This is a genomic window from Legionella pneumophila subsp. fraseri (assembly GCF_000586315.1).
GTDB lineage: Bacteria > Pseudomonadota > Gammaproteobacteria > Legionellales > Legionellaceae > Legionella > Legionella pneumophila_B.
Genome location: NZ_KK074227.1, coordinates 19,627 through 43,709, shown reverse-complemented (window position 1 = coordinate 43,709; position 24,083 = coordinate 19,627). Strand labels below are relative to the sequence as shown.

Below are 24,083 nucleotides of genomic sequence, written 5' to 3'. Positions count from 1 at the left end.
TATACAGTTATTGGTGCTAGTGAACAATTCGTAATGTGAGAGTTAATCTACTGGTGTTTAGATGATTAAATTAATTATTTTAAGCTACATAAGCAGCTTTCAATGTTTTTATGAATGAAATATAAAATGATTTCTGCAATGATTTAAATTATTGCAGAAATCACAAGTTTTACCTAATCTTTGCTACCAGACACACTTTTTTTCTCATCCTGTTCATAAATGAGAATCGGTTTAGATAATCCATTCACTACACTCTCATCTATCACGATCTTATTCACACCTTCCAAGGAAGGTAAATCATACATGGTGTCTAAAAGAATATTTTCAAGTATTGAGCGCAAACCTCTTGCACCCATTTTTCTTTCGAGGGCTTTTTTGGCAATAGCAACCAAAGCTTCTTCCCTAAACTCAAGTTCAGAACCTTCCATTTTAAAAAGTGATTGAAATTGCTTTGTTAAAGCATTCTTCGGCCTCGTTAATATATCTATCAATGCCGTTTCATCAAGTTCCTGTAAAGTGGTTACAACAGGCAATCGACCGACAAACTCAGGAATTAATCCGTATTTAATTAAGTCATCTGATTCCAATTGGCCTAAAACTTTTGAAACTTCATCATTACTGTTTTTTTTGCTTTTCAATTGAGCAGAAAAACCTATGCTTGATTTATCGCTTCGTTCACGAATTACTTTGTCCAAACCAGCAAAAGCACCGCCACAGATAAATAAAATATTCGACGTATCTACCTGCAAAAACTCCTGCTGTGGATGTTTTCGCCCACCTTGCGGTGGAACCGATGCAATAGTGCCTTCGATTAATTTCAGTAAAGCTTGTTGCACACCTTCTCCTGAAACATCCCTGGTAATAGACGGGTTATCTGATTTGCGTGAAATCTTATCGATTTCATCGATATAGACAATACCTTGCTGCGCTTTATCTACATCATAGTCACACTTCTGTAATAACTTCTGAATGATATTTTCAACGTCTTCACCAACATATCCAGCTTCAGTAAGGGTCGTGGCATCAGCCATAGCAAAAGGAACATTAAGAATTCGCGCTAAAGTTTGAGCTAAAAGAGTCTTACCACTCCCAGTAGGTCCTATAAGTAGGATATTACTTTTACCGAGCTCAACACCATCCTCACTTTTATGCTGTAATCTTTTGTAGTGATTATATACCGCTACCGATAGTACCTTTTTGGCATGTTGTTGCCCTATTACGTATTCATCGAGAAAATTGGATATTTCTTTTGGTGTCGGTAGACGTGTCTCAGCTTCTTCATGAGTATCATGTGTTTCTTCTCGAATAATATCATTACAAAGTTCTACACATTCATCACATACAAACACAGAAGGTCCAGCAATTAACTTTTTTACCTCATGTTGACTCTTACCACAAAAAGAGCAATATAAGACCTTATCACCATTTCCGTTACCGGATTTACTCATAACCAAACCCCTTCTTACAGCTATTACTATTTAATAGTAATTACATGTAAAATTTTAGACAATCAGATAATATTGCGCCACTACATTACTATCAAACCAACTTATTATATTATACTCATATAAACCAGGAGTATCTAGCCAAGCTATAAGTCCGTAGTATGTCCCGCAACTTGTCTGTCATAGAGAACTTTATCGATTAGACCATACTCCATAGCCTGAGTAGCGCTCATAAAGTTATCTCTTTCAGTATCACGCATGATTTGATCAGGTGTTTTTTTAGTGTGTTTAGCCATAATATTATTCAAACGCTCCCTTACTGCCAACGTCTCTCGAGCATGAATTTCTATATCTGTTGCTTGACCTCTATAACCACCTAGAGGCTGATGTATCATAACTCTTGAGTTAGGTAAACAAAAACGTTTGCCTTCAGCACCAGCACAAAGCAGCAAGGCAGCAGCACTTGCTGCCTGGCCTATGCATAAAGTACTTACATCTGGCTTAATAAATTGCATGGTATCGTAGATAGCAAGACCTGCCGTAACGACTCCACCAGGAGAATTAATATATAGAGATATATCTTTCTCTGGATTTTCAGACTCCAGAAACAACAACTGAGCCACAACCAGGTTAGCCATATGATCTTCTACTTCACCCAAGAGAAAAATAATCCTTTCTTTTAATAATCTTGAGTAAATATCATAGGAACGCTCACCTCGCGAGGTTTGCTCAATTACCATTGGTATTAACCCGCTAGCATTGCGGATAATATTATCTGAATAGCCTGGCATGCTTACTCTCCTTTTTTCTCAGTGCCCTTTTTGGGATTCATCACTGAATCATAATCCATGTTTTTATACTTAAGTTTCGCATCTTCTGCTATTTTATCAGCAACCATATCTTCCATAACTAATGCTTCAACTTCAGCCATATGTTCTTTGCTGCTTTGATACCACGCGCGAAGCTCATCGGGACTTTCGTAAGCACTGGCAAATTTATCAATCATAGCATTGACTTTGTCATTATCTGCAACAATTTCGTGTTTTTTTACATACTCAGCAAAAAGCAAGCCCAAGTGTACGCGTCGCTTGGCTTGTTCTTCAAATAGCTCCCTTGGAAAATCAGGAATTTTTTCATCGTCTTTATGTTCGTGACCAAACAGGCGATGATACATATCATGTTTTAAATGCTCAATTTCTTTATCTATCAAAGCAAGTGGTAGTTCAACATTATTCACAGACATTAATGCATCAAACAATTTCTCTCTGTTCATCATACTGACACGACGTTCCAGTTCACGCGCCATATTTTCCCTGATGTCTTTTTTAAGGGACTCGATACCACCTTCTTTAATATTAAATTTCTCTGCAAACGCATCATCCAAAGCTGGCAATTTGCCTTCCATAACCTTCTTGATAGTGATCTTGAATGTTGCTTCCTTCCCAGCTAAATCTTTATGACCATAATCTTCGGGAAAATTAACTTTTATATCGAACGGTTTGTCAATTTTTCCACCGACAACCCCATCTTCAAATCCAGGAATCATCGATCCGGAACCAATTACAAGCTCATACCCCTCAGCACTGCCACCTTCGAATGGCTTGTCATCCAAAAACCCCTGGAAATCAATAACAACCTTATCACCATTTTTAACTGCATGAGTTACCTCATGCCATTCCTTGTTTTGTTCACGCAACTTTTCAATCATGTTGTCAACATCTTTGTCTGTGACTTCAGATCGAATTAAATCCACTTGAGCCTGATTCAGTTCAGCCACTTCAAAAACAGGCATAACTTCAAATACCGCAGTGTATTTAAAATCTTTACCAGGCTCAATTTCTAAAGGCTCAACATGAGGATAACCTGCAGGCACCAATTCGTTTTTTTGTAAGGCTTCATATAAGGTAGATTGTACCATTTCCCGAGCAACTTCTTCACGCACGCTATCAGAGAAACGGCTTTTTACGACATTAAATGGAACTTTACCGGGACGAAAACCATCTATTTTCACTTTGCGAGCAAGATTTCTGAGACGCAAGCTCACTTCTTCCTCAACTTTCTCTGTAGGCACAGAAACTGTAACCTTACGCTCCAAACCTTTTAGGGTCTCAACAGAAACTTGCATTAATTCACCTCTCGGAAGTTATCATGAAATGGTGCGAAAGGAGAGACTCGAACTCTCACGGGTCGCCCCGCTGGAACCTAAATCCAGTGCGTCTACCAATTCCGCCACTTTCGCAATCAGGTTGGATTATCAATCAGTAATTCAGTCTTGTAAAGACTCAGATGGAATCTTTAGCGGTAGACTCAAAATTAAATTTGTTACAAATGGGGTGAACGATGGGACTCGAACCCACGACAACCGGGATCACAACCCGGGGCTCTACCAACTGAGCTACGCTCACCAAAATTATTTTTAACAGGGCTTACGAAACTTCCCAATATACACGTTGATAAACTTTCAATATAACCTTTTGAGAAAGGTAAATCATCAATTAAAATTGCAACTCTGGAGGGTTTCGTAAGCCCTGTTCCAGCTATAATACAGCAAAAGCAAGGCGGCTGGCGCGCCCGGCAGGATTCGAACCTGCTACCCTCGGCTTAGAAGGCCGATGCTCTATCCAGATGAGCTACGGGCGCTTAAATGGTCGGGGAGGAGGGATTTGAACCCCCGACATCCTGCTCCCAAAGCAGGCGCGCTACCAGACTGCGCTACACCCCGATACCCGTCCCAAGGACAGAGCGCAGATAATACTAGGAGCTATCACGAAGGTCAATATCCTTTAGCATTTAATTTTTATTTTTACTTTGCTCAGAGATTTATTCTCAATTTTTTTCATACTGTTATTAAATTAGAAGTAAATACAAGGCAAGTGTACTACCAACCCCATGACTAAAATCAGCAATTAGGTTAGCATAATGAATTATCAGCAGATGAGTTATGACCATGAAAGCAAAACTATTACCCTTGTTTGATAATCTTAATCACATCCATAAAAATCATGAGAATGTGATATTACCTGATACTCGATTTCTCAATGATTTCAATTATTGTTTAAGTTTTTTAAAAAGCTACGTAGGGAGCGAAGGCACATTCAACAGTTACAGAAGAGAAACAGAACGTTTATTACAATGGTCATGGCTTATCAAAAACTCTACAATTGACTCATTAAGACGGGATGATATTGAACAATACATCCATTTCTGTCAAAACCCGCCTAAAACATGGATTAGTCTAAAAAAAGTTCCCCGGTTTATTGAAAAAAATGGTAAACGGACACCCAATGAAGAATGGCGACCTTTTGTAGTCACACTAAGTAAAGTATCCAGAAAAAATGGTCATACTGCATCAATAGATCAATTCAAGTTATCTCAGGGTGCCGTGCAAGAAATATTCGCCATTTTAAGTACCCTCTTCAATTTTTTAATTGCTGAAGAATATCTGGTTTCTAATCCCGTCGCACTCATTAGGCAAAAAAGCAAATTTATTCGCAAAAGGCAACACAATGCACCTGTTAGACGGTTAAGCCTGGTACAATGGGAAGCTGTCCTGCGAGCAGCTGAAACTTTAGCTGAGGACTCCCCTGAAAAACATGAGCGGACTCGTTTTATTTTAAGCCTTTTGTTTGGCATGTATCTTCGTATCTCAGAACTTGCCGCCAGTGACAGATGGGTACCCAGTATGAATGATTTTGCCAAAGACAGTAATGGTCATTGGTGGTTTACAACCGTGGGAAAAGGAAATAAGGAACGACAAATTGCAGTAAGCGACGCTATGTTGGAAAGCCTTACCCGTTGGCGTACATGTCTTGGACTTACCCCGCTTCCATCGCCAGCTGATAATTCGCCTTTACTTCCCAAACTGCGTGGTCATGGCCCAATGAGTGATACAGCTCCTATAAGACGTATTGTTCAACGCTGCTTTGACTTGGCAGAAGAACAACTTCGAATAAATGGTTTATCTGAGGAAGCTGATAATCTATCCGCTGCCACTGTGCATTGGCTGAGACATACCGGAATATCAGAAGATGTAAAAATCAGACCCAGGGAGCATGTGCGAGATGACGCCGGTCACAGTTCAAGTGCAACAACGGACCGGTATATTGATATAGAAAAACAAGCCCGTTATCAATCGGCTCGAAAGAAAATAATTCAGCCTGGTGAATAATTTTTTTAAGAAAATCAGCTTGTAAGACATTGCAAATACTCGACTCTCCTATCAGAGCAAAATCATATTTTAGTTATAATGCATAATTTGAATCATTACCGCGCAGGCGGTAATCTATCCTGCAAGATACGACAGAGTTTACTACTGGAATGGATTCGCGCCCGCGTGGACAAAAATATGCCCCAATTTATAAAGTATCATGGCTTATAACTGACTCAAATTAGAATGATCTCTACCTGACTTGCTTATATGAACAATAGGAAGCTACAGCTAATTTATGATAAAATGTCTGATTAGTTCATGCTTTACGGTCTAACATGCTTACATTGCGTCAAATCACCTTATCCAGAGGAGATAAAATTTTACTCGACAAGGTCAATGTCAGTCTTTATGAAAAGCAAAAAATTGGCCTTATTGGCCATAACGGTTGTGGGAAATCGACATTATTTGATTTTCTTTTAGGTCAATTGTCTCCCGATACTGGCGAGTATCTCATTAATCCACAACTTAGTATTAGTCATTTGTCTCAACAAATACCTGATAGCAATGAAAAAGCATTGGATTTTGTTCTTGCGGGCGATCAACAATACATTAAACTGCTTAAACGTCTTTCAGAAGCTGAGCAAAAGAGTGATGATGCAGAAGTCTTGCAGTGTCATGAAGAACTTACTCATACCGGTGGTTACAGCAGGCCAGCGCAAGCGGCTGTTATTATGTCTGGACTGGGGTTTAGTGGAAATCAGCAGCAAGAGCCAGTTAACAGCTTCTCTGGTGGTTGGAGAATGCGCTTAAATCTTGCTCGCTGCTTAATGAAACCTGCCGATCTGCTTCTGCTTGATGAACCCACTAACCATTTAGATATGGAAGCCATTTTCTGGCTAGAACGCTATTTAAAACAAAGTCCAAGTACTATTATCCTGATTTCACATGATAGAGAATTTCTTGACGCCTTTGTTACTCATATATTGCATATAGAAAATCGAAATCTGGCGCTTTACTCAGGAAACTATAGCAGTTTTGAAAAAACTCATGCGCAACAACTAGCTTTACAACAAGCAATGCATGAAAAGCAACAAACCAAAATCAAACATATGATGACTTTTGTAACTCGCTTTAAAGCGAAAGCAACCAAAGCCAAACAAGCCCAAAGTCGAATTAAAGCCATAGAAAAGATGGAAATTATCGCAGCAGCCCAAGCCGACTCTCCTTTTTCTTTTGATTTTTTCCCCTGCCCTCGTGCAGGAAACCCCTTAATTCAATGCAATCAAGTCGATGCAGGGTATATTAATCACCCCCCAATCTTGAAAAAAATCAAGCTCTCTCTTAATCCGGGCGATAGGATTGCTCTATTGGGACCTAACGGTGAGGGAAAGTCAACCTTAATTAAAACGCTTACGGCAGATTTGCCCGCATTAAGTGGAGATATTCATCGCTCCCCGCATTTACAAATAGGCTACTACGCCCAGCATCAACTTGAGCAGTTAGACTGTAAATTAAGTCCGGTAGAAACACTGCAAACTCTCTCGCCTGAGGTAAGAGAACAAACCATAAGGGATTTTTTAGGTGGATTTAATTTCAGAGGGGACATGGCAGTACAGCCCATTCACTACTTTTCAGGTGGTGAAAAAGCTCGCTTGGCATTAGCGAGACTGGTTTGGTTAAAGCCAAATCTTCTTTTGCTGGATGAGCCAACAAACCATTTGGATCTTGGAATGCGCTCAGCCATTGAATTAGCACTTCAAACTTATGAAGGTGCTTTAATTTTGATTTCGCATGACCGCCATTTGTTAAAATCAAGTGTTGATAATTTTTATCTCATTTATCAAGGAAAGGTACAACCATTTGAAGGGGATCTTGATGATTATTATCTGTGGCTGCAAACCAGAAATTTAGAAAAAGAATCCAAATTACCAGCTTCCACAAATGAATATAAAGAAAGAAAAAGCTATCAAAACAAATTAAAAAAACTGGAGCAACTCATTGAACGCTACCAGAATCAACTGCACCATCTTGATAAGCAGTTAGCTGACGTTTCTCTGTATGAAGACACAAAGCAGAAAAACAAATTGGATAATCTGTTAAAGGAACGAGATATTGCTCATTGTTCTTTAATGAAGACAGAAGAAGAATGGTTAGAAATATGTCATGCTCTGGAAAACCTGGAGTAAAACAGCGATATGTGAGCTGTGAACTTCAAAAAGATTTGTTGATCAAGACCACTTAACCTTGCAACTGTTCCAGCATAGCTTTCGCTGCCAACTGCTCTGCTTTTCTTCTATTAGGACCTGTACCATAAGCTACCTGAGTCACCCCCTCAATTGTGCACGTTACATAGAAGGTTTGATCGTGCTCATCACCCTCAATCTTGGTTAAAACGTATTCAGGCAAAGCAAATTTTGATGCTTGCAAAAACTCCTGTAATTGAGTTTTTGCATCCTTTAAACAATGATTCAAATCTGGATCATCCAGCCGCGAACTATAAAGCCTTAAAATAATCTGTTTGGCAGCAGTCATTCCTCCATCCAAATAAATGGCTGCCAATACTGCCTCGAGCGCATCTGCTAATATAGAAGTACGCCGAAATCCACCGCTCCTTAACTCTCCTTGCCCAAGAAAAAGATAATCACCCAAATCTATTTCTCTGGCTATTTCCGCCAGCATTTCACCTTTAACAAGAAAAGAGCGTAAGCGACTTAATTGTCCCTCACTATAAAGTGGAAAACGGCTAAATAATTCATTGGCAATAACAAAATTTAATATCGAATCACCAAGAAATTCGAAACGCTCATAATTATCACTACCAGCACTGCAATGTGTCAAAGCCTGCTTCAAATAGGCCATGTTACTAAAATGATAGTTTAAACGCCTGCACAATCTTTCTAAATTAATTTTCACTACCAGCTATTACCTCAAAATTATCTTCAAAATTAAATAATAAGCTCATATTATAAACCAGAGGCTTGATGACTTGATATTTTAACTTAATTTTAAATTTATTGGGGCCTGAAGGAGTAATAACCAACTGTCCTGGTTTTAAATCCTCTATCCCATTGATATCTAATCGCTTAGTTACACTTTCCCTTAAAGTTGCAACGTCAGTCAAAGGATCCCCAGACAAAGAAGAAACAGACATTGAATTTAATGATTTGACTGAATGCAAAATGGAGTAATGTTGAATGTAAACTGGTACTACTCGCATAACAAATATCCCGGCCATTACAACAACAACAGCAGTAAACAGCATGCCAATCAGTGTCATTCCCTGTTGTTTTCTCATGACTCATTCCCTCAATGAATTAATCTGCCTATTCTTGACCATCGTACGTTATCTGTCTTCCCATTCCAACTCATCCAGACCAAGAAAGCTCTTCCTCTTAAATAGCTATCAGGTACAAACCCCCAGAATCGGCTATCGGCGCTATCATCCCGATTATCCCCCATCATAAAGTAATTCCCCTCAGGAACGACTATATCAAAATCTACGGCCGGCGCATCAGGTCTGATAAATATATCATGAACCACACCATTTAAATCTTCTTTATACTTTGTCACAGCCTTACCAGAACTTTCATCAGTAGTATACTCAACAAAGGTCTGTTTCACCTGTTTGCCATTAATAGTTAGTTTTTTATCATGATATGAGACTCTATCGCCAGGCACTCCAATAACTCTTTTAATGTAGTCATAAGATGGTTCGGGTGGCCAGCGAAAAACTGCGATTTCCCCTGTTTTGGGATTAGCAATTGGAACTACTTTTTTCTCCCATACAGGAAGTCTCAGGCCATATGCAAATTTATTAACTGCTACAAAATCACCAACCAGCAAAGTAGGCTCAAGTGAGCCCGAAGGAATACGAAAAGGTTCAACTAAAAAAGAACGCAACAGCAGAACAATAAAAAATACAGGAAAAAATGAACGAGAATACTCAATAATCCGACCTGGCTTTTGTTCGGGTTGACGCTTTTTAGACCAAACCAACCAGTCTAATAATGCAATCAAACCAGATATAGCTGATAATATGACTAATATTAAAGCAAAATTCATAAATTCAATATCCCCAATTTTAAGCAAAAGACAATTTAATCATGATTTGACCTATGTCCGGATGCTAATGAAAAGTCAACAACTCATCATTAGTAAACGAGTGTCTCTACTTTTTTTTATCTGTTTGAAACACAGCCATAAATGCTTCCTGAGGTATTTCTACATGCCCCACTTGTTTCATTCTTTTCTTACCCGCCTTTTGTTTTTCCAGCAACTTTCGCTTACGCGTCACATCACCACCATAACACTTCGCTGTAACGTTTTTCCGCAATGCTTTCACTGTTTGTCTGGCAATAATATGGCTTCCTATGGCAGCCTGAATAGCCACATCAAACATCTGTCTTGGAATAAGTTGTTGCATCTTCTCTGCAATTAATTTTCCGCGACTATGGGCAGAATCTCTATGCACAATGACAGCAAGAGCATCAACACGCTCGCTATTGATTAATATATCCATCTTGACCAAATCAGCAATCTGGAATCTTTGGAAGTTATAATCCAAAGAAGCATAACCTCGACTCACTGATTTTAATCTGTCAAAAAAATCAGATACCACTTCACTCATAGGTATGTCATAAACAACCGAAACATGACGGCCACTATAAGTCATGCTGACTTGAACACCACGTCTTTCAACGCATAAGGTAATGATCGGTCCCAAATAATCTTGTGGCACTAAAATATTTGCTCTGACAATTGGCTCATACATCTCCTTTATTTGCGGGGTCGGAGGCAAATGTGAAGGGTTATCAATTAATAAAGTTTCCCCTTTCTGAGTCACAATCTGATACACAACAGTAGGTGCAGTAGAAATCAAATCGAGGTTATATTCTCTTTCCAATCTCTCCTGAATGATTTCCATATGCAGCATGCCTAAAAATCCGCAGCGAAAACCAAATCCCAGAGCCTCCGAAGATTCCGGTTCATAAAATAGTGACGCATCATTTAAACTTAATTTAGCCAACGCCTCTCTAAATGCCTCAAAATCATCCGAGCTAACTGGAAACAAACCGGCATAAACTTGGGGCTTAACGCGTTGAAACCCTGGAAGAACTTTATCGGCTGGATTTTTATCCAAAGTTAAAGTATCACCAACCGGAGCACCCTGAATTTCCTTTATTCCTGCAACAACATAGCCTACTTCCCCCGCATGTAAAGCATCTAGTTTCGTACGTTTAGGGGTAAAAATGCCCACTTGATCTACTTCATAAGCTCTGCCTGTGGACATCACCCGCATTTTATCCCCTTTGCGTATAGAGCCATTAACAATACGGACCAGTGAGACGACTCCAAGATAGCTGTCAAACCAAGAATCAATAATAAGTGCCTGTAATGGAGCATGAACATCTCCTTTCGGAGGAGGTATATCCGCTACCAACGCCTCTAAAACATCATTAACACCCAAGCCGCTTTTAGCACTCACTCTAATAGCATTTTGGGCATCAAGGCCAATAATATCTTCAATCTCGGAAATAACTCGTTCAGGTTCTGCCTGCGGTAAATCAATTTTGTTCAGTACTGGCAATACAGTAAGAGATTGGTCAATTGCTGTATAGCAAACTGCTAAAGTTTGTGCCTCTACTCCCTGTGCCGCATCAACAACCAAGATAGCGCCTTCACAAGCAGCAAGGGAACGAGATACCTCGTAACTAAAATCAACATGCCCAGGCGTATCGATAAAATTCAATAAATAGGTCTTTCCATCTTTGGCTGTATAATTCAAAGAAACGCATTGCGCTTTGATAGTAATACCTCGCTCACGTTCAATATCCATTGAATCAAGAACTTGCGAGCTCATTTCGCGCTCAGTCAATCCGCCACAAATTTGGATAAATCGATCAGCCAATGTAGACTTACCATGATCAATATGGGCAATTATTGAAAAATTTCGAATTCGGTTTAAATCTTTCAACTGTTCTAACCTTCTTGCAAATAGCATAAGTCTATCTTAAATGTTCACGTGCAGAAAGTAGGCAAAGCAAATTCAGTCATTTTTATATTCTTAAAAGAAAGAGAATTTACTCTTCGTTTATCAACCAAACAAACTAGACTAAAGATAGACATAGGCCAAAAATTTGCTATGAACCTTTATTTTTACTAAAATTTGTGCTTTGCAACGATACAGGGTACATGATGCGACAAACCATCTGGCTAGGTTTTATTACACTCTTTCTTTTATCTTTCTCTACCTATTCCGACACAGCATTTACAAAACGAAAAGATGTACAATCGTTTATTAACATGATGGTAAAGGATTATCACTTTAATCGTAATCAGTTAACTGCGGTGATGAACCAAGTCAAACTTCAACCCCAAGTCATCGAATCTATGGAAAAACCGTATGAAAAAAAAAGTTGGGATGTCTATCGAGAACTATTTCTTACTCCGAAAAGATTAAAAAACGGAATACAATTTTGGGCAGAAAATCAAAAAACATTGGAAAAAGTTCAGAGAAGATATGGAGTGTCCCCCGAGATCATTATAGCTATTTTAGGGGTTGAAACCTCATATGGTGAACGCCAGGGTGAATACAGAGTCTTGGATACTCTGGCTACACTGGCTTTTAACTACCCCAAACGATCTCCATTCTTTACTAAAGAATTAAAAGAATTTTTCCTTCTGTGCCGAGAACAGCACGTATCTCCTACTCAATATAAAGGATCTTATGCAGGTGCTATAGGAAAACCTCAATTTATGCCAAGCAGTTATCGATATTACGCAGTCGACTTTAACAACAATGGTCGACGGGATTTAGTCAATGACAATGCCGACTCTATTGCCAGCATCGCCAATTATTTGCATAAGCATGGCTGGAAATTAAATCAAGGTATCGCTCAACCTGCCAAAATATCCGGATGGCGATATAAACAACTTCGTATGAACCCTAAAACTGCAAATTACCGATACTCGCAGCTCATAAGTTATGGAGTAAAACCAATAACAGCTTCACAAAATCATCCCCCTCGTGCAGGAGTCATCGAGTTAGTTACACGCAAGGGAAAAGAATACTGGATTGCCTATCCTAATTTTTTTGTAATTACCCGTTACAATTCAAGCCCTCAATATGCTCTGGCGGTCTATTTGTTATCTCAACAATTGAAGCAACATTGGTATACTAATGCTGCAAAAAGACACAGAGCCTATGTTTAAGGTCCACAGAGAACGGAGCCAGCTAGAAATAACAATAATTACTGGTATATACTGAAACATTGACAGCCATAACAATACAGAGTTTGACTCATGGATAAGTGTTTTATTTTTAGCAAACATCTCGATGACAATGGTTGTGTATGCCTCAAAATATCTGATATGGGAGAGTTAATTGCTCCCCCTGAATTTCGTAATTTCTTGCAAATAAAAGATTTACAAAAAGAATCCAGTACGATTATTGTAGAAACCTGTACCAGAGCAATACTTCTTGATCTTGCGATTCCCTGGTTACCTGAAAGAAAAGCCAGAATTGCAATTCCCTATGCGCTTGAGGATAAAGTAACTCAACCGGTCGAAGAACTTCATTTTGCTTTTGATAAATTTCATTATCAGAATAATCAATACCTCGTTGTTGTGATTGATAAGCAACGAATAAGAAAGTTAATTCAAATTTTTGATGAACACGGGATAGTGTTTGATACAATAACTCTTGACTGGTTTGCACTTGAATCTCAAGAATTAGTCATTAGTGAATCTGAGCTATTGATCAATAATGAAGATTTTAAAGGTGTCCTCTCAGGTGATTTGGCTCAAACTTACCTGAAAAATCATCCACATAATCTCACTCACATCTTTCAAGACAGCAAAATAGTTGCCCCCTCTACAGCTAGCCAAAATGAAGAGCATTCATACACCTGGATTGGTAAAAGATTGATAAAATCAAAACCTCTTAATCTTTGTCAAGGTGAAATGCAGCATGGAAAAACAACCGATTGGATTAAAAAGGGATATCAATTGGTTGGTGGACTATGCGGCATCTGGTTAATCTCTCTTCTCTTAGTTAATTGGCTTACTTTGCACTGGCTCAACAAACAGATAGATGAAATTGACCAACAAACTGCAGTCATTTATCGTGAGTTTTTCCCGGATGCCAAGCAAGTTATCAGTCCCAAGTTTCGAATCAGTCAGCTTCTTGGAGGCAATACCACAGAAAATCAATCTCGATTTTGGTTTATATTAAATCAATTATCCAAAGCCATGAAAGATAGTGATATAACTGTGGAGCAGCTTAGATATCAAAATAAAATAATATCAATCACTTTAGTAAGTTCCGATTTTGAAAGCTTACAAGAAATTGAAAATAAACTAAAACAATTACAACTCAAAGTGAAACAAACTCAAGCTTCAACAAAAGATCAACAAGTTGTCGCAACCCTGGAGTTAACGTGAAAACCTATTTAAACACATTGAATGATCGAGAAAAGTGGATGGTCATAGTAGCTAGTATATCACTTCTTATTTATGGCTATTATTTGTTACTTTATGCCCCCCTAAGTAATCAGGTAAATCAAAAATCCACTCAATTAATTGAAAAAACTGAAACACTGGAATGGATGAAGCAAGTAAGAATGCAAAAACGTTCTGCCAAAAGAAAAGAATCAGTAGACAACAGCCAATTATTAACTATTCTTGCTTCTCAACTTAAAAATAATAAAACACTCAAATTCCCCTATCAATTACAACAAACAGGGTCAGGAGATATTCAATTGACCTTTGATGCAGTCCCTTTTCAAAACTTTATACAATGGCTGGCAAAAATTAATGAGCTCTATTCTATCAATATCAAACAATTTGATGTGGAGAGAACATCAACACCAGGAGTAACTCGATTGATGATCATACTCTCTACTGGTTAGAAGGATTACCATTTGCTGGTCAAAACCATAAACCCTGACCTTAAAGCAACAAAAGGCAGGATATCAAAGTATTTTTTTAATATAAAAATAGTTTTTCAAGAAAATCTATTCATTCAAATTTCCTTGAATACTCCCCCAATTTTTAATTCCAGCACCCTGTTTAATTTCAGGCGGTAAGGACTCCAATGCTTTTTTGGCTGCGTCTGGACTATCATACGTACCATATAAGCCCTTATAATAGGTTTTGCCATTTTGATAATACTTCACTTGAGCCATTCTATCATTTTTAGGTGCTTTGTAGAGTTTTTGAGCCACATAAGAAGCTTTTTCGTCCTCAGCAATCTGAATAGTATAGCCTTGAGGGTTTTGACTGTTGACCCAGTTTCTGTCTCTGTCCTTAAATGACACAGGAGAATGATATTCACCAACATGATATGAATCAGGAACCACCACACTTTGGCCAGATTGAGAGCCATAATTGTAATCACGACCATGATAATCTGCTTGAGGATACATCTGACTATAATCGTAGGTATAAATTTGATAACGGGTAGTGTAGGTATCCTCATAAACCATACAAGAAGAAATATTCATTATACTGACACCTAGAACGATGTACTTGATGCGAATATTCATCACAACACCCCCTGATTTTAACTTTTTACTTTTATTCTTATTTGTTGTTATCTACAAAATTTAGGAAAACTTTAGGAAAATGTTTTATGAGTCAATCCAAAACTATTTTTTTCTATTGGACGTGTCTGACTCAAAATTCTTATGCAATAAGCTATTACAAGCAATCGTATGATGTTCCCGGGATTACACAAAAACTCTATTGTTTCCCAACATGGTATAGAATAAAGTAATTAATTTGTTGAATAAGGGCAAAAGATATGTGGACTCATAGGCGTTCTGGTCAAACTAATCAAAGAGGTTCTCAAGATCATAGAGATCCCTATGAACGAGATAGGACACGAGTAATTCACTGTCCGGCATTTAGAAGACTACAAAGAAAAACACAAATTCTCGGAACCGATGAAGGTGATTTTCATAGAACCCGCTTAACACACTCACTGGAAGTAGATTCCATAGGCAGAAGTATCGTTCGCAATTTGATGACTAACCAGGAACACCAATTGTTATTGTCTAGTCTTTTGCCAAACGATGATCTCATTAGCGTGATTTGTTTGCTTCATGATATTGGCCATCCACCTTTTGGGCATGGAGGAGAAGTCGCATTGAATTATATGATGCGACATTATGGAGGATTCGAAGGTAATGGACAAACTCTACGCTTACTGACAAAAGTTGAAAATAGTTACGGCGGGTTCGGTCTGGATCTTACGCGTCGTGCCCTGTTAGGTATTTTAAAATATCCGGTAAAACGCGCTAATGTGGCGGCTCCCAAACAACCTCCTATTCATGAATCGATTCATAAAACAATCAAAATCAACGATTGGCTACCACCTAAAGCTTATTTTGATTGTGAGCAGCCAGAGGTTGATTGGTTATTATCTCCTTTATCAGACAATGATAGGGAGTTGTTTCAATCCCTCTCTGTAAAGCCTAATGGTACTCAAGCAGGTAAAGCAGCCTATCATAATTTTGATTGCTCAATTATGGACACAGCTGATGATATCGCCTATGGAGTCCATGACCTGGAAGATGCGATTCACTTGAGATTAATTAACCGCTCACATCTTGATACCCCTGAGTTCAGACAATTAATCAGTGAAACATCCCTCTCGATGCATCAGGAACGTTTACTTAATTCTTTATTTTCTCCAGAAATCTGTTTAAGAAAACAAGCTATCGGAGAAATGGTCAATTATTTTATTACCTCTACCCAAATCATTGTAACCAATGAAAAATTTGAAAACAGTTTATTAAAACATAATATCGCACTAATTCCTGAAGCCCACGCCCTCCTCAACTATTTAATGCAATGTATCTATAATAATGTCATTGATTCTCAAGAAGCACGTACTTTTGAATACGGTGGTCAAACGGTAGTACTCCGGTTATTTGATGCCATCAGCTCCAATCCAGCGAGCTTGCTCGATAATAAAAATCGAGTGTTATTTTCTCAAGCTCCTGACGAAGTTGCTGCCTACAGAGTCGTTTGTGATTATTTAGCAAACATGACTGACGAGTATGCTTATCGCATGCATGAGAGATTATTTGGGTTTAATACAAGAACAATTTTTGAAAGGCTTTAGATGGCGGGAACGAGCAATATACAATAGCCATTGGTTCTACACCAAATGGCGTCCCCAGGGGGATTCGAACCCCCGTTACCGCCGTGAAAGGGCGATGTCCTAGGCCTCTAGACGATGGGGACCTGGATCTTTTTATTAAGATTACATCAAAACACTACAACACTATTTAAATGCTAAATAATGGCGTCCCCAGGGGGATTCGAACCCCCGTTACCGCCGTGAAAGGGCGATGTCCTAGGCCTCTAGACGATGGGGACCTAGTACTTTTTTTAACCATCAACATACAACGATGTTGATGGTGGAGCTAGGCGGGATCGAACCGCCGACCTCTTGCATGCCATGCAAGCGCTCTCCCAGCTGAGCTATAACCCCAAAATAAGGTCTGCAGTTTAATTAGACGCCTTATTACTGTCAAGTGGTTTTTCTATATTTAATCGAAGTCTTTTATAAGACAGCCTTTTTTTACATCAAAATCATGAATAAATCCAAATCACAGTACTAATTTTGTAATAGAAATAGACATCAGTGAAAAACTCTTTACACAATGAGTTTTGACCACAAGAATTTAATCCAAAAAATATTTGACCAGCGCGAAAACAAAGGTTGTAATAAACATCAAACGCTAAATTTTGTCTAAACCAGGCAAGGGAAACATTTTTTAATTACAAAATTACAGGGAAACGGATGCAGAGTGTTTTAATTTTTATTATTTTCTTCTCCTACTTTAAGCTTGGCTTTACCTATCCTCAGACTGAGTTTCAATCAAACAGGCAAGAGATTAATCAATACATAGAGGAGACCTGGAATATACTTACCAGAGATAATGCCAGTCTCTTAGCTGACTCTGATGAAAAGTTACCCTACACTCAATCGATTATCTACATACCACAAGAAGAAAGTCTCAATAAAATAAAAAACACAGTCCCCAAAAATTGGCCCGAATGGAAAAAAAAGAAAGTCATTTTTAAATACCTTCCCAAGGACATTTCAACAATAAAACAGCATGGTTTGCTGTATTTACCTCATCTCTATATTGTACCCGGAGGAAGATTTAATGAAATGTATGGTTGGGATAGCTATTTTATAGAACTGGGGCTAATAGAGCATAATCGTCTGACAATGGCTCGACACATGATTGATAATCTCATCTATGAAATTGACCATTAAGGGACTATCCTAAATACAAACAGAACCTACTACCTCGAACGTTCACAACCCCCTTTACTCACAGCAATGATTTTAGCTTATTATGACAAAACCCAAGATAAAAAATGGCTTGAATCGACTTTACCAGCCATCAAAAAACTTCATACATACTGGACAACACCTCCACACCTAATCCCTGATCTTGGTTTGTCTCGTTATTTTGCTGGTGGCCAGGGAAAGCCTCCAGAAGAATCGACAGTCTATTATGAAAAAGTTTTAAATTATTTTAAAACCCATGAGATTGATGATTATGATAAATCCCTTTTTTATAGTGAAGCATCAAACCAGTTAACGGAACTATTTTATATTGCTGACCGAACAGTCAGAGAATCTGGTTTCGACATTACTGCTAAATTTGGCCCTTTCAGTGCGGGTATTCTGGATTATGCACCAGTAGATTTGAATGTATTAATTTATCAAATGGAAAATGATCTGGGTATAATTTATAAAATTCTTGATAATAAAGAAAATGCTGCCATTTGGACTCAAAAAGCAAAAGTGCGGGCAGCATTAATCAACCATTATCTTTGGGATAATAAGGCTGGCTATTATTTTGATTATAACTTTAAAACAAAACAACTAAGACCTTATATTTATGCAACCACGTTCTATCCCTTGTGGGCAGGTATTGCATCCAAAGACCAAGCTCAATCACTCGTGAATAACCTGCCCGTTCTATTAACCAGAGGAGGGTTATTAACCAGTTGTTATATTCAGGGAGTACAGTGGGATGCGCCTTTCGGATGGGCTCCTTTACAATATTTTGCCGTACTCGGTTTGAATAGATATGGGTATAAAGAGTTAGCATTGGATATTGCTAACCGCTTTGTCAGCACAATTCATAAAGGATTCCAGGAAGCCCATACTCTTTTTGAAAAATATGATGTTCAAAAAATGAGCATTCATACCGAAAACAAAATTCAATACAGTTATAGTACAAATGTCGTAGGTTTTGGATGGACTAATGGTGTGTATCTTGTCTTCATGAGATTAATTAATGCAAGTTAATTAGCTTATAAACCATTCTTTTTATTAAAGTGAAAAAGTAGAGCAAGTGCTTTCAAAACCACAGCTAGATATCTCTGGAGAATTATGTGAAATATTCCATAAGGGATGGTTTCTATAAAAATAACTATCAAATGAAGAAGATTGCTTCAGTAGCTTCGACATTGTTAATTTCTCTGTTAATCCCTCTTTAGCTCCAATTTGATATTTGGTTTGTGCTTTTAACTCGGCCTTAACAGATGCAGTTTTCAACGTGGCCAAATTTTTTAAATCATGATGGATTGCTTCGCTTTGGAGAAATAACTGTTTTTCTTTACTCCTTTGGATTGCGGTATCAATACTCATTCCAGACAGCAACAAACCAAAAACACAAGCGATACCCATAATTGCCAACCCAACCAAAGGAACTGCAGCAAAACCGGGGAAAATACCCAGGGCTGCAAACAAACCCAATGAACCACTGGAACAACCAGCCAGCGACCCAAATCCGGCACAAAACGCAATAAATCCCGTTTTTAACTTGGCAAATAAGGAAAGTTCTTCAAATTGAAGAAAAACGCTATCACGATAAATAGTTAATAGTTTCTTTTTCAATACCAACTTATCCATCGTGCAGGCATCTATTAACATACCCAAAATAGAGTTTTTATGATTATCATCTAATAGACAGTCAAGAAATTGTGCTGTCGTAAACGAAACAGGCCGTTTTAACCTGGTTTTTAATAATCGATTTTTAAGATCTTCGGCCAGCACAGACTTATCATAATGATTACGATATTTTTGAGGATTTTTAAGTAAACATTCTTGCCTGGTTGCCAATAAATATTCCGTCAAATAATGAACGATTTGATTTTCCTGTTCTTCAATAGCATGTCGTAATTCATCATTTTCTTTATGCGAATTACAATAAGACCAATAAGTAACAGGTATTGCGACTAATAGAAATAAACTGGCAGAAATGGCGCCTAATGAAATAGTCAGTGCCGAATTGCCAACCGTTAGTCCCAAAGAACCAAATAGCAGTCCAAAGGTGGTCCATGCCACCCCCCCTGCTGTTCCCATACCCTCTGATAGTGATTTTAAAATTTGCATCGATTGATTCAACATTGCCATTTGGCCCAAAATACTATTTAGTATGATTAAATTATTTCCACTATTCACTACCAGAATGCAATTATCAGGTTACCAATGTCCAATATTGGGTGCAGATAACCAAGGTTCCTGCTTTGGCAAAGGCTCGCCCTTCTGCAATAACTCGATAGAAATATTATCAGGAGAACGAATAAAAGCCATGTGGCCATCTCTGGGTGGCCTATTAATTACAACACCACATTCCTGTAAATGTTGGCAGATTTTATAGATATCATCCACATGATATGCCAAATGGCCAAAATTTCTTCCCTCAGTGTAATCCTCCGGATCCCAGTTATAAGTCAACTCTAGCATTGGTCCATAAGAAGTTTGAACTTGCTCTATATCAGCAGGAGCAGCTAAAAATACCAAGGTAAAACGACCTTTGGCATTTTCAGTTCGTTTTACTTCTATCAAACCCAATTTATTACAATAAAAATCGAGCGATTGTTCTAAATTCGAAACTCTAACCATGGTATGTAAATACTTCATAAATTATCCTTAACTATTGAAAATTATTTTTTATTAATCAGAAATTTAGTTTAAATAACCATCATACCGGTAGCAAATAAGCTTTGTTAATTCTCTGAAGAGTATAACATTTAAGAATGATTTAAATATGATCATATTATACATAGTATGAGTATAATAAGTATTAACAAAACCTTCAGGAAAGCTTATCATAAGACCATTCAATAAGTTATATTTTGTAGTGAATCGACAAAATGAATCGAATCAAACTTGGCATCAGCAATCTTATTTTTATGGGAAGATGGCTTCAACTTCCCTTGTATCTCGGTTTGATCTTGATACTGGCCGGATATGTGTATCGCTTCATCATTGAATTATTTGAACTCATTTTTCATCTTAAAGGCCTGGATGATACTCATATCATGCTTGGAGTATTGGACCTTATTGACGTTGTCATGATTGCGAACCTTCTGATTATGGTAGTTATGGGTGGCTATGAAACCTTTGTATCCCATTTGCAATTGGATTCCCACCCTGATCAACCTGAATGGCTTGACCATTTTGATGCAGGAGCTATGAAAATCAAATTGGCTCTTTCACTGATAGGTATCTCCTCGATTCATCTGTTAAGAACTTTTATAGACCCAGCAAAACTTAGCAATTATTCTATTATGTGGCAGGTTGTGATTCATTTAACTTTAATTGTTTCAGCCTTGGCCATTGCATTAACCAATCGGTTGATGGATCAGCCCGCCAGGAAAAACCTCCAACACCCTGATTGATTTAAAAATCTGAAAATTAAATAACCTCTTTCTCTGATGTCACTCACTCTGCACATGACAAAACCTGTTATGTACAGAGTCCCGCTCTAAAAAAATAATGACTGGCTTAAAATTATTCGATAGAATCAGAAATGTTTGACCTGTTCAGGGAACTCATGGGATTGAACCAGAAAGCAGTAGATTGCAAGCTCTTTCGGGTTGAATGTAGTCAAAATGGAAATAAAGGAATATGAATCATGACAGACACTCCAAAAGCTAATCTAGCCGTTGATGAAATTAAAGAGGATACCCCCAAAGACCAGACCCTCCCTGAAGAAAACACGGAAATATTGGTAAAAAAACTGAAAGTATTGGAAACTACCCAAGAAAATTTTGATCAAATCAAAAAACATATTGCTGCGGTTATAGATTCCTTGGCAAAAAATCGCAGTTTTTTTGGCCGTGTTGCCGCCTACTGGGGAGAAATGCAGTTATGGTTAAAAATTACTCTTGGAGTAGTATTGGTTGTTCCCACCTTGACACTTGGAATTGCAATTCAAGTGGCCTCTCTTATTGTAGTTAGCGTCCTGACTCTGGTGACTTATGTTGGTAGTGCCCTGCTTCTTGAAAATCATGTTCAAAAAGAAGAGCATATTACTGATCGTTTAAAAGAAGAAATGATAGGTTTAGCAGATAACCTGGGAAAAGTTATCGAGTCTTTTGAGCCTCTCCGCAAGCAAATTGCAGAACAAATTGAGTATTTTCATAAAGAAAATGATAGATTAAACCTCAACGTTACTCAACTAAGTGATCATATTATGCGATTAACAAAACAAGCTGAACAATTACAAAAAACCGAACAAACTTTGCGTAAAGTCAGAGAAGAATTGGAAAAAACATCTGAAACTCTGGATGAAAAAGTACAAGTTCAAACCGAATTACTACAGATAAATCAGGAAGAATTAAACAGAATCAGGGAAGAAATTGCAAAAAATGAAATTGAATTATCTGAAAAAATTTCTGAGCTGGATCAAGTTAAGAAAGAAATGTCAGTAGAAATTGAAAAAGCCGAAACTGTTACCCAAGTATTAAAAAATACTGTAGAAAAACTGTCCCAAACTGCTATTGCAGATCACAATCATAGGGAATCGTTTCAAAATAAATTGAACGATTTTCTCTCTAATAAAGAACAAAGTTTCAATGATGTTGCTCAACGTATATGTGAAGCCGAGCACGAACTATGCCTTGTTAAAGAAGAATTAAACTTTAGTAACAAACGTTATCAGGAACTATTGGAACGTCAAGAAGAAGTAGTTAAACGTTTGGAACAACTCCAATTTTCCCGTAAGCCTACGCCATATAGTAATGCAAAAGTACTTGGTAAATTAGGTATTATGGCTACTGAGGATAAAGAGTCTCCAACACCTGTTTCATCAGAAGAAAATACAATCCCAACTCAAACTCTCACAGGTTAGATGTTTTTAAATCGATGTGCCATAGCACATCGATTTCGATTCATGCCAAGATACCAGATGAAATGACAAAACTGACTAATTAAAATTTATAAAAACTTCAACTGAATTTTTAATAGGTGACAATTGGTTCAAATTATTCTAACTAATCAAAACCCCAAATTCTCTAATCAAACGGTGACTATTGACATTTTATCTCGACAATGTCTCTTTTCTGATAATAATCACAAATTTCAGCTACAGGAGTTATATACCAAATCTGATTTTATTCATCCCTTGTTAAATGAACCTTACTCAGCGATAAATAATTATTTTTTTCATTATGAATACAGCACTTTGGATGAGTTATTTTATGCAGCAATTTATGTGTATAGCATTCTTATACATGTAGATAACCCCGCAGCCTGTGTATTTAAATTAACTCCCACGAAGGATTTTAGTAATCATCAAGACAATGATGCCATTTATTTTTCAATACATCCTAATAAAAAAGCTCTGGAAATTATTACCATTGAACAGCTGAATAAATTACTAAGTCAAATTCTAGGAATGCCATTTAAGTACACAGATACGATACTTATTGATGACACATTTACCGTCAAAGATCTCCCACCCTCAGTTAATGGGGATTTACTATATTGCTATGACAAAGAACTGATAAAATTTTTAAAGCAAGCAACCGATTTAAACCGTTTTGAATTGCGCTATATAAAACCCGGAATTGACTTTGGTCTATATTCTAAAACCCTTATAAAAAAGGGAGAGAGCTTGGCTTTATATACTGGCATGAAAACTGTTAGAAAACCAACTGATCTTTGCTATACTTTCCTCCCCCGGAACGATACCCTTAATTTATATACTGATGCAAAATTCTTAGGCAATATTACCCGATTTATTAATCATGCGCCTGATGCGAAGAAAAATGAACAGTTGGATGCTAATTCGTTACTCACCGCTAACTGTATTGCACTTCCCTTATCCATTCATGGCATAGAACTCTGTCTTTTTCAGGCAAAAACAGACATTCTCCCCGGCGAGCAGATACTTTGCGACTATGGAACCAAGTTTTTTTCTGATTCCAAACCATTGCGATTTAAAAAAAATGGACAAATTTATACAAAATTTAAAAAAACCCGTATAAATCTAACTCGCTACAAAATCATACATTATCGAATAATGGCAAATTGTGGTGTAAGAGCAGCACAAAAATATCTATTAATACGGTTGTTAATGATTTTTCTTGTTGTTTTCGTTGTCGTATTTATTTTCAATAACTGGAATACCAAACCGTTTGAATAAACAGTAAATTATATT

19 protein-coding genes, 7 tRNA genes and 1 pseudogene are annotated in these 24,083 nt (G+C 37.6%); 10 read left to right on the top strand and 17 right to left on the bottom strand.

Translation table 11 applies throughout. From position 1 onward, the window contains the following. Positions 1 to 173 precede the first annotated feature (173 nt). The 7 genes from clpX to CC34_RS0113730 form a co-directional block, all read right to left on the bottom strand. Positions 174 to 1,448, bottom strand: a complete 1,275-nt coding sequence (gene clpX, locus CC34_RS0113760) for an ATP-dependent Clp protease ATP-binding subunit ClpX (protein ID WP_027227824.1) — start codon at positions 1,446 to 1,448, stop codon at positions 174 to 176. Between the two features lie 143 nt (positions 1,449 to 1,591). Next, the gene (gene clpP, locus CC34_RS0113755; RefSeq protein ID WP_027227823.1) at positions 1,592 to 2,236 is read right to left on the bottom strand and encodes an ATP-dependent Clp endopeptidase proteolytic subunit ClpP; all 645 of its coding nucleotides are present in this window, start codon (positions 2,234 to 2,236) and stop codon (positions 1,592 to 1,594) included. A gap of 2 nt (positions 2,237 to 2,238) precedes the next feature. Beyond that, positions 2,239 to 3,570 (bottom strand): trigger factor, encoded by a 1,332-nt coding sequence (gene tig / locus CC34_RS0113750; RefSeq protein WP_027227822.1) that lies wholly within the window; start codon positions 3,568 to 3,570, stop codon positions 2,239 to 2,241. Between the two features lie 29 nt (positions 3,571 to 3,599). Further along, a tRNA-Leu gene (locus CC34_RS0113745) sits at positions 3,600 to 3,684 on the bottom strand. Between the two features lie 90 nt (positions 3,685 to 3,774). Then, positions 3,775 to 3,850 (bottom strand) — tRNA-His (locus tag CC34_RS0113740). Between the two features lie 158 nt (positions 3,851 to 4,008). Further along, positions 4,009 to 4,085, bottom strand: a tRNA-Arg gene (locus tag CC34_RS0113735). A gap of 5 nt (positions 4,086 to 4,090) precedes the next feature. Next, positions 4,091 to 4,167: transfer RNA gene (locus CC34_RS0113730), tRNA-Pro, on the bottom strand. A gap of 219 nt (positions 4,168 to 4,386) precedes the next feature. Between CC34_RS0113730 and CC34_RS0113725 the strand changes: the two genes are divergently transcribed. After that, complete coding sequence (locus tag CC34_RS0113725; RefSeq protein ID WP_027227821.1) at positions 4,387 to 5,613, top strand: tyrosine-type recombinase/integrase; 1,227 nt, start codon at positions 4,387 to 4,389, stop codon at positions 5,611 to 5,613. Positions 5,614 to 5,930: 317 nt separating this feature from the next. After that, positions 5,931 to 7,781, top strand: a complete 1,851-nt coding sequence (locus tag CC34_RS0113720; protein ID WP_027227820.1) for an ABC-F family ATP-binding cassette domain-containing protein — start codon at positions 5,931 to 5,933, stop codon at positions 7,779 to 7,781. Positions 7,782 to 7,833: 52 nt separating this feature from the next. Here CC34_RS0113720 and rnc read toward each other — a convergent pair whose 3' ends face one another. The 4 genes from rnc to lepA all read right to left on the bottom strand — a co-directional run bounded on the left by rnc (position 7,834) and on the right by lepA (position 11,596). Further along, positions 7,834 to 8,508: a ribonuclease III gene (gene rnc / locus CC34_RS0113715; protein WP_027227819.1), complete on the bottom strand. Its 675-nt coding sequence runs from the start codon at positions 8,506 to 8,508 to the stop codon at positions 7,834 to 7,836. Continuing rightward, the gene (locus CC34_RS0113710) at positions 8,498 to 8,890 is read right to left on the bottom strand and encodes a DUF4845 domain-containing protein (RefSeq protein WP_027227818.1); all 393 of its coding nucleotides are present in this window, start codon (positions 8,888 to 8,890) and stop codon (positions 8,498 to 8,500) included. The genes rnc and CC34_RS0113710 overlap by 11 nt, the downstream gene beginning before the upstream one ends. Positions 8,891 to 8,901: 11 nt before the next feature. Continuing rightward, positions 8,902 to 9,657, bottom strand: coding sequence for a signal peptidase I (lepB, locus tag CC34_RS0113705; RefSeq protein ID WP_027227817.1), 756 nt, complete (start codon positions 9,655 to 9,657; stop codon positions 8,902 to 8,904). Between the two features lie 106 nt (positions 9,658 to 9,763). Next, complete coding sequence (lepA, locus tag CC34_RS0113700) at positions 9,764 to 11,596, bottom strand: translation elongation factor 4 (RefSeq protein ID WP_027227816.1); 1,833 nt, start codon at positions 11,594 to 11,596, stop codon at positions 9,764 to 9,766. Positions 11,597 to 11,790: 194 nt separating this feature from the next. Between lepA and mltB the strand changes: the two genes are divergently transcribed. From mltB to lspM, 3 genes are all read left to right on the top strand, one after another. Then, positions 11,791 to 12,807, top strand: a complete 1,017-nt coding sequence (gene mltB / locus CC34_RS0113695) for a lytic murein transglycosylase B (protein WP_027227815.1) — start codon at positions 11,791 to 11,793, stop codon at positions 12,805 to 12,807. Positions 12,808 to 12,897: 90 nt separating this feature from the next. After that, positions 12,898 to 14,037 (top strand): GspL family type II secretion system protein LspL, encoded by a 1,140-nt coding sequence (gene lspL / locus CC34_RS0113690; RefSeq protein ID WP_027227814.1) that lies wholly within the window; start codon positions 12,898 to 12,900, stop codon positions 14,035 to 14,037. Beyond that, positions 14,034 to 14,504 (top strand): GspM family type II secretion system protein LspM, encoded by a 471-nt coding sequence (gene lspM / locus CC34_RS0113685; RefSeq protein ID WP_027227813.1) that lies wholly within the window; start codon positions 14,034 to 14,036, stop codon positions 14,502 to 14,504. Before lspL ends, lspM begins: the two co-directional genes overlap by 4 nt. Positions 14,505 to 14,609: 105 nt before the next feature. On the opposite strand, the gene CC34_RS0113680 is transcribed toward lspM, so the two are convergent. Next, positions 14,610 to 15,143 carry an SPOR domain-containing protein gene (locus tag CC34_RS0113680; protein WP_027227812.1) on the bottom strand — a complete coding sequence of 178 codons (534 nt, stop codon included), beginning with the start codon at positions 15,141 to 15,143 and terminating at the stop codon, positions 14,610 to 14,612. A 254-nt stretch (positions 15,144 to 15,397) separates the two neighbouring features. Here CC34_RS0113680 and CC34_RS0113675 point away from each other — a divergent pair, with 254 nt between their 5' ends. Continuing rightward, entirely contained in the window at positions 15,398 to 16,723 is a 1,326-nt protein-coding gene (locus tag CC34_RS0113675; RefSeq protein ID WP_027227811.1) for an anti-phage deoxyguanosine triphosphatase, read from the top strand. Between the two features lie 46 nt (positions 16,724 to 16,769). On the opposite strand, the gene CC34_RS0113670 is transcribed toward CC34_RS0113675, so the two are convergent. The 3 genes from CC34_RS0113670 to CC34_RS0113660 all read right to left on the bottom strand — a co-directional run bounded on the left by CC34_RS0113670 (position 16,770) and on the right by CC34_RS0113660 (position 17,095). Further along, a tRNA-Glu gene (locus CC34_RS0113670) sits at positions 16,770 to 16,845 on the bottom strand. A 59-nt stretch (positions 16,846 to 16,904) separates the two neighbouring features. Next, positions 16,905 to 16,980, bottom strand: a tRNA-Glu gene (locus tag CC34_RS0113665). 39 nt (positions 16,981 to 17,019) lie between these two features. Beyond that, a tRNA-Ala gene (locus CC34_RS0113660) sits at positions 17,020 to 17,095 on the bottom strand. A 312-nt stretch (positions 17,096 to 17,407) separates the two neighbouring features. Here CC34_RS0113660 and CC34_RS01000000116610 point away from each other — a divergent pair. Continuing rightward, positions 17,408 to 18,937 (top strand): annotated as a pseudogene (locus CC34_RS01000000116610) (trehalase family glycosidase). A gap of 24 nt (positions 18,938 to 18,961) precedes the next feature. Here CC34_RS01000000116610 and CC34_RS0113650 read toward each other — a convergent pair. After that, positions 18,962 to 20,026: a hypothetical protein gene (locus CC34_RS0113650; protein WP_027227810.1), complete on the bottom strand. Its 1,065-nt coding sequence runs from the start codon at positions 20,024 to 20,026 to the stop codon at positions 18,962 to 18,964. A 90-nt stretch (positions 20,027 to 20,116) separates the two neighbouring features. Beyond that, positions 20,117 to 20,557, bottom strand: a complete 441-nt coding sequence (locus CC34_RS0113645) for a VOC family protein (protein ID WP_010947599.1) — start codon at positions 20,555 to 20,557, stop codon at positions 20,117 to 20,119. A 233-nt stretch (positions 20,558 to 20,790) separates the two neighbouring features. Between CC34_RS0113645 and CC34_RS0113640 the strand changes: the two genes are divergently transcribed. From CC34_RS0113640 to CC34_RS0113630, 3 genes are all read left to right on the top strand, one after another. Further along, a complete protein-coding gene (locus tag CC34_RS0113640) occupies positions 20,791 to 21,318 on the top strand; it encodes a TIGR00645 family protein (RefSeq protein WP_010947600.1) in 528 nt (175 codons plus the stop codon). Positions 21,319 to 21,554: 236 nt separating this feature from the next. After that, complete coding sequence (gene legC2 / locus CC34_RS0113635) at positions 21,555 to 22,772, top strand: Dot/Icm T4SS effector LegC2/YlfB (RefSeq protein ID WP_027227809.1); 1,218 nt, start codon at positions 21,555 to 21,557, stop codon at positions 22,770 to 22,772. Positions 22,773 to 22,895: 123 nt separating this feature from the next. Further along, complete coding sequence (locus CC34_RS0113630; RefSeq protein ID WP_027227808.1) at positions 22,896 to 24,068, top strand: SET domain-containing protein-lysine N-methyltransferase; 1,173 nt, start codon at positions 22,896 to 22,898, stop codon at positions 24,066 to 24,068. Positions 24,069 to 24,083: the final 15 nt, after the last annotated feature.

Bases quoted from the DNA above. Each gene is read 5' to 3' on its own strand.
- clpX (WP_027227824.1), bottom strand. From the start codon at position 1,448: ATGAGTAAATCCGGTAACGGAAATGGTGATAAGGTCTTATATTGCTCT.
- clpP (WP_027227823.1), bottom strand. From the start codon at position 2,236: ATGCCAGGCTATTCAGATAATATTATCCGCAATGCTAGCGGGTTAATA.
- tig (WP_027227822.1), bottom strand. From the start codon at position 3,570: ATGCAAGTTTCTGTTGAGACCCTAAAAGGTTTGGAGCGTAAGGTTACA.
- CC34_RS0113725 (WP_027227821.1), top strand. From the start codon at position 4,387: ATGACCATGAAAGCAAAACTATTACCCTTGTTTGATAATCTTAATCAC.
- CC34_RS0113720 (WP_027227820.1), top strand. From the start codon at position 5,931: ATGCTTACATTGCGTCAAATCACCTTATCCAGAGGAGATAAAATTTTA.
- CC34_RS0113710 (WP_027227818.1), bottom strand. From the start codon at position 8,890: ATGAGAAAACAACAGGGAATGACACTGATTGGCATGCTGTTTACTGCT.
- lepB (WP_027227817.1), bottom strand. From the start codon at position 9,657: ATGAATTTTGCTTTAATATTAGTCATATTATCAGCTATATCTGGTTTG.
- lepA (WP_027227816.1), bottom strand. From the start codon at position 11,596: ATGCTATTTGCAAGAAGGTTAGAACAGTTGAAAGATTTAAACCGAATT.
- mltB (WP_027227815.1), top strand. From the start codon at position 11,791: ATGCGACAAACCATCTGGCTAGGTTTTATTACACTCTTTCTTTTATCT.
- lspL (WP_027227814.1), top strand. From the start codon at position 12,898: ATGGATAAGTGTTTTATTTTTAGCAAACATCTCGATGACAATGGTTGT.
- CC34_RS0113675 (WP_027227811.1), top strand. From the start codon at position 15,398: ATGTGGACTCATAGGCGTTCTGGTCAAACTAATCAAAGAGGTTCTCAA.
- CC34_RS0113650 (WP_027227810.1), bottom strand. From the start codon at position 20,026: ATGCAAATTTTAAAATCACTATCAGAGGGTATGGGAACAGCAGGGGGG.
- CC34_RS0113645 (WP_010947599.1), bottom strand. From the start codon at position 20,557: ATGAAGTATTTACATACCATGGTTAGAGTTTCGAATTTAGAACAATCG.
- CC34_RS0113640 (WP_010947600.1), top strand. From the start codon at position 20,791: ATGAATCGAATCAAACTTGGCATCAGCAATCTTATTTTTATGGGAAGA.
- legC2 (WP_027227809.1), top strand. From the start codon at position 21,555: ATGACAGACACTCCAAAAGCTAATCTAGCCGTTGATGAAATTAAAGAG.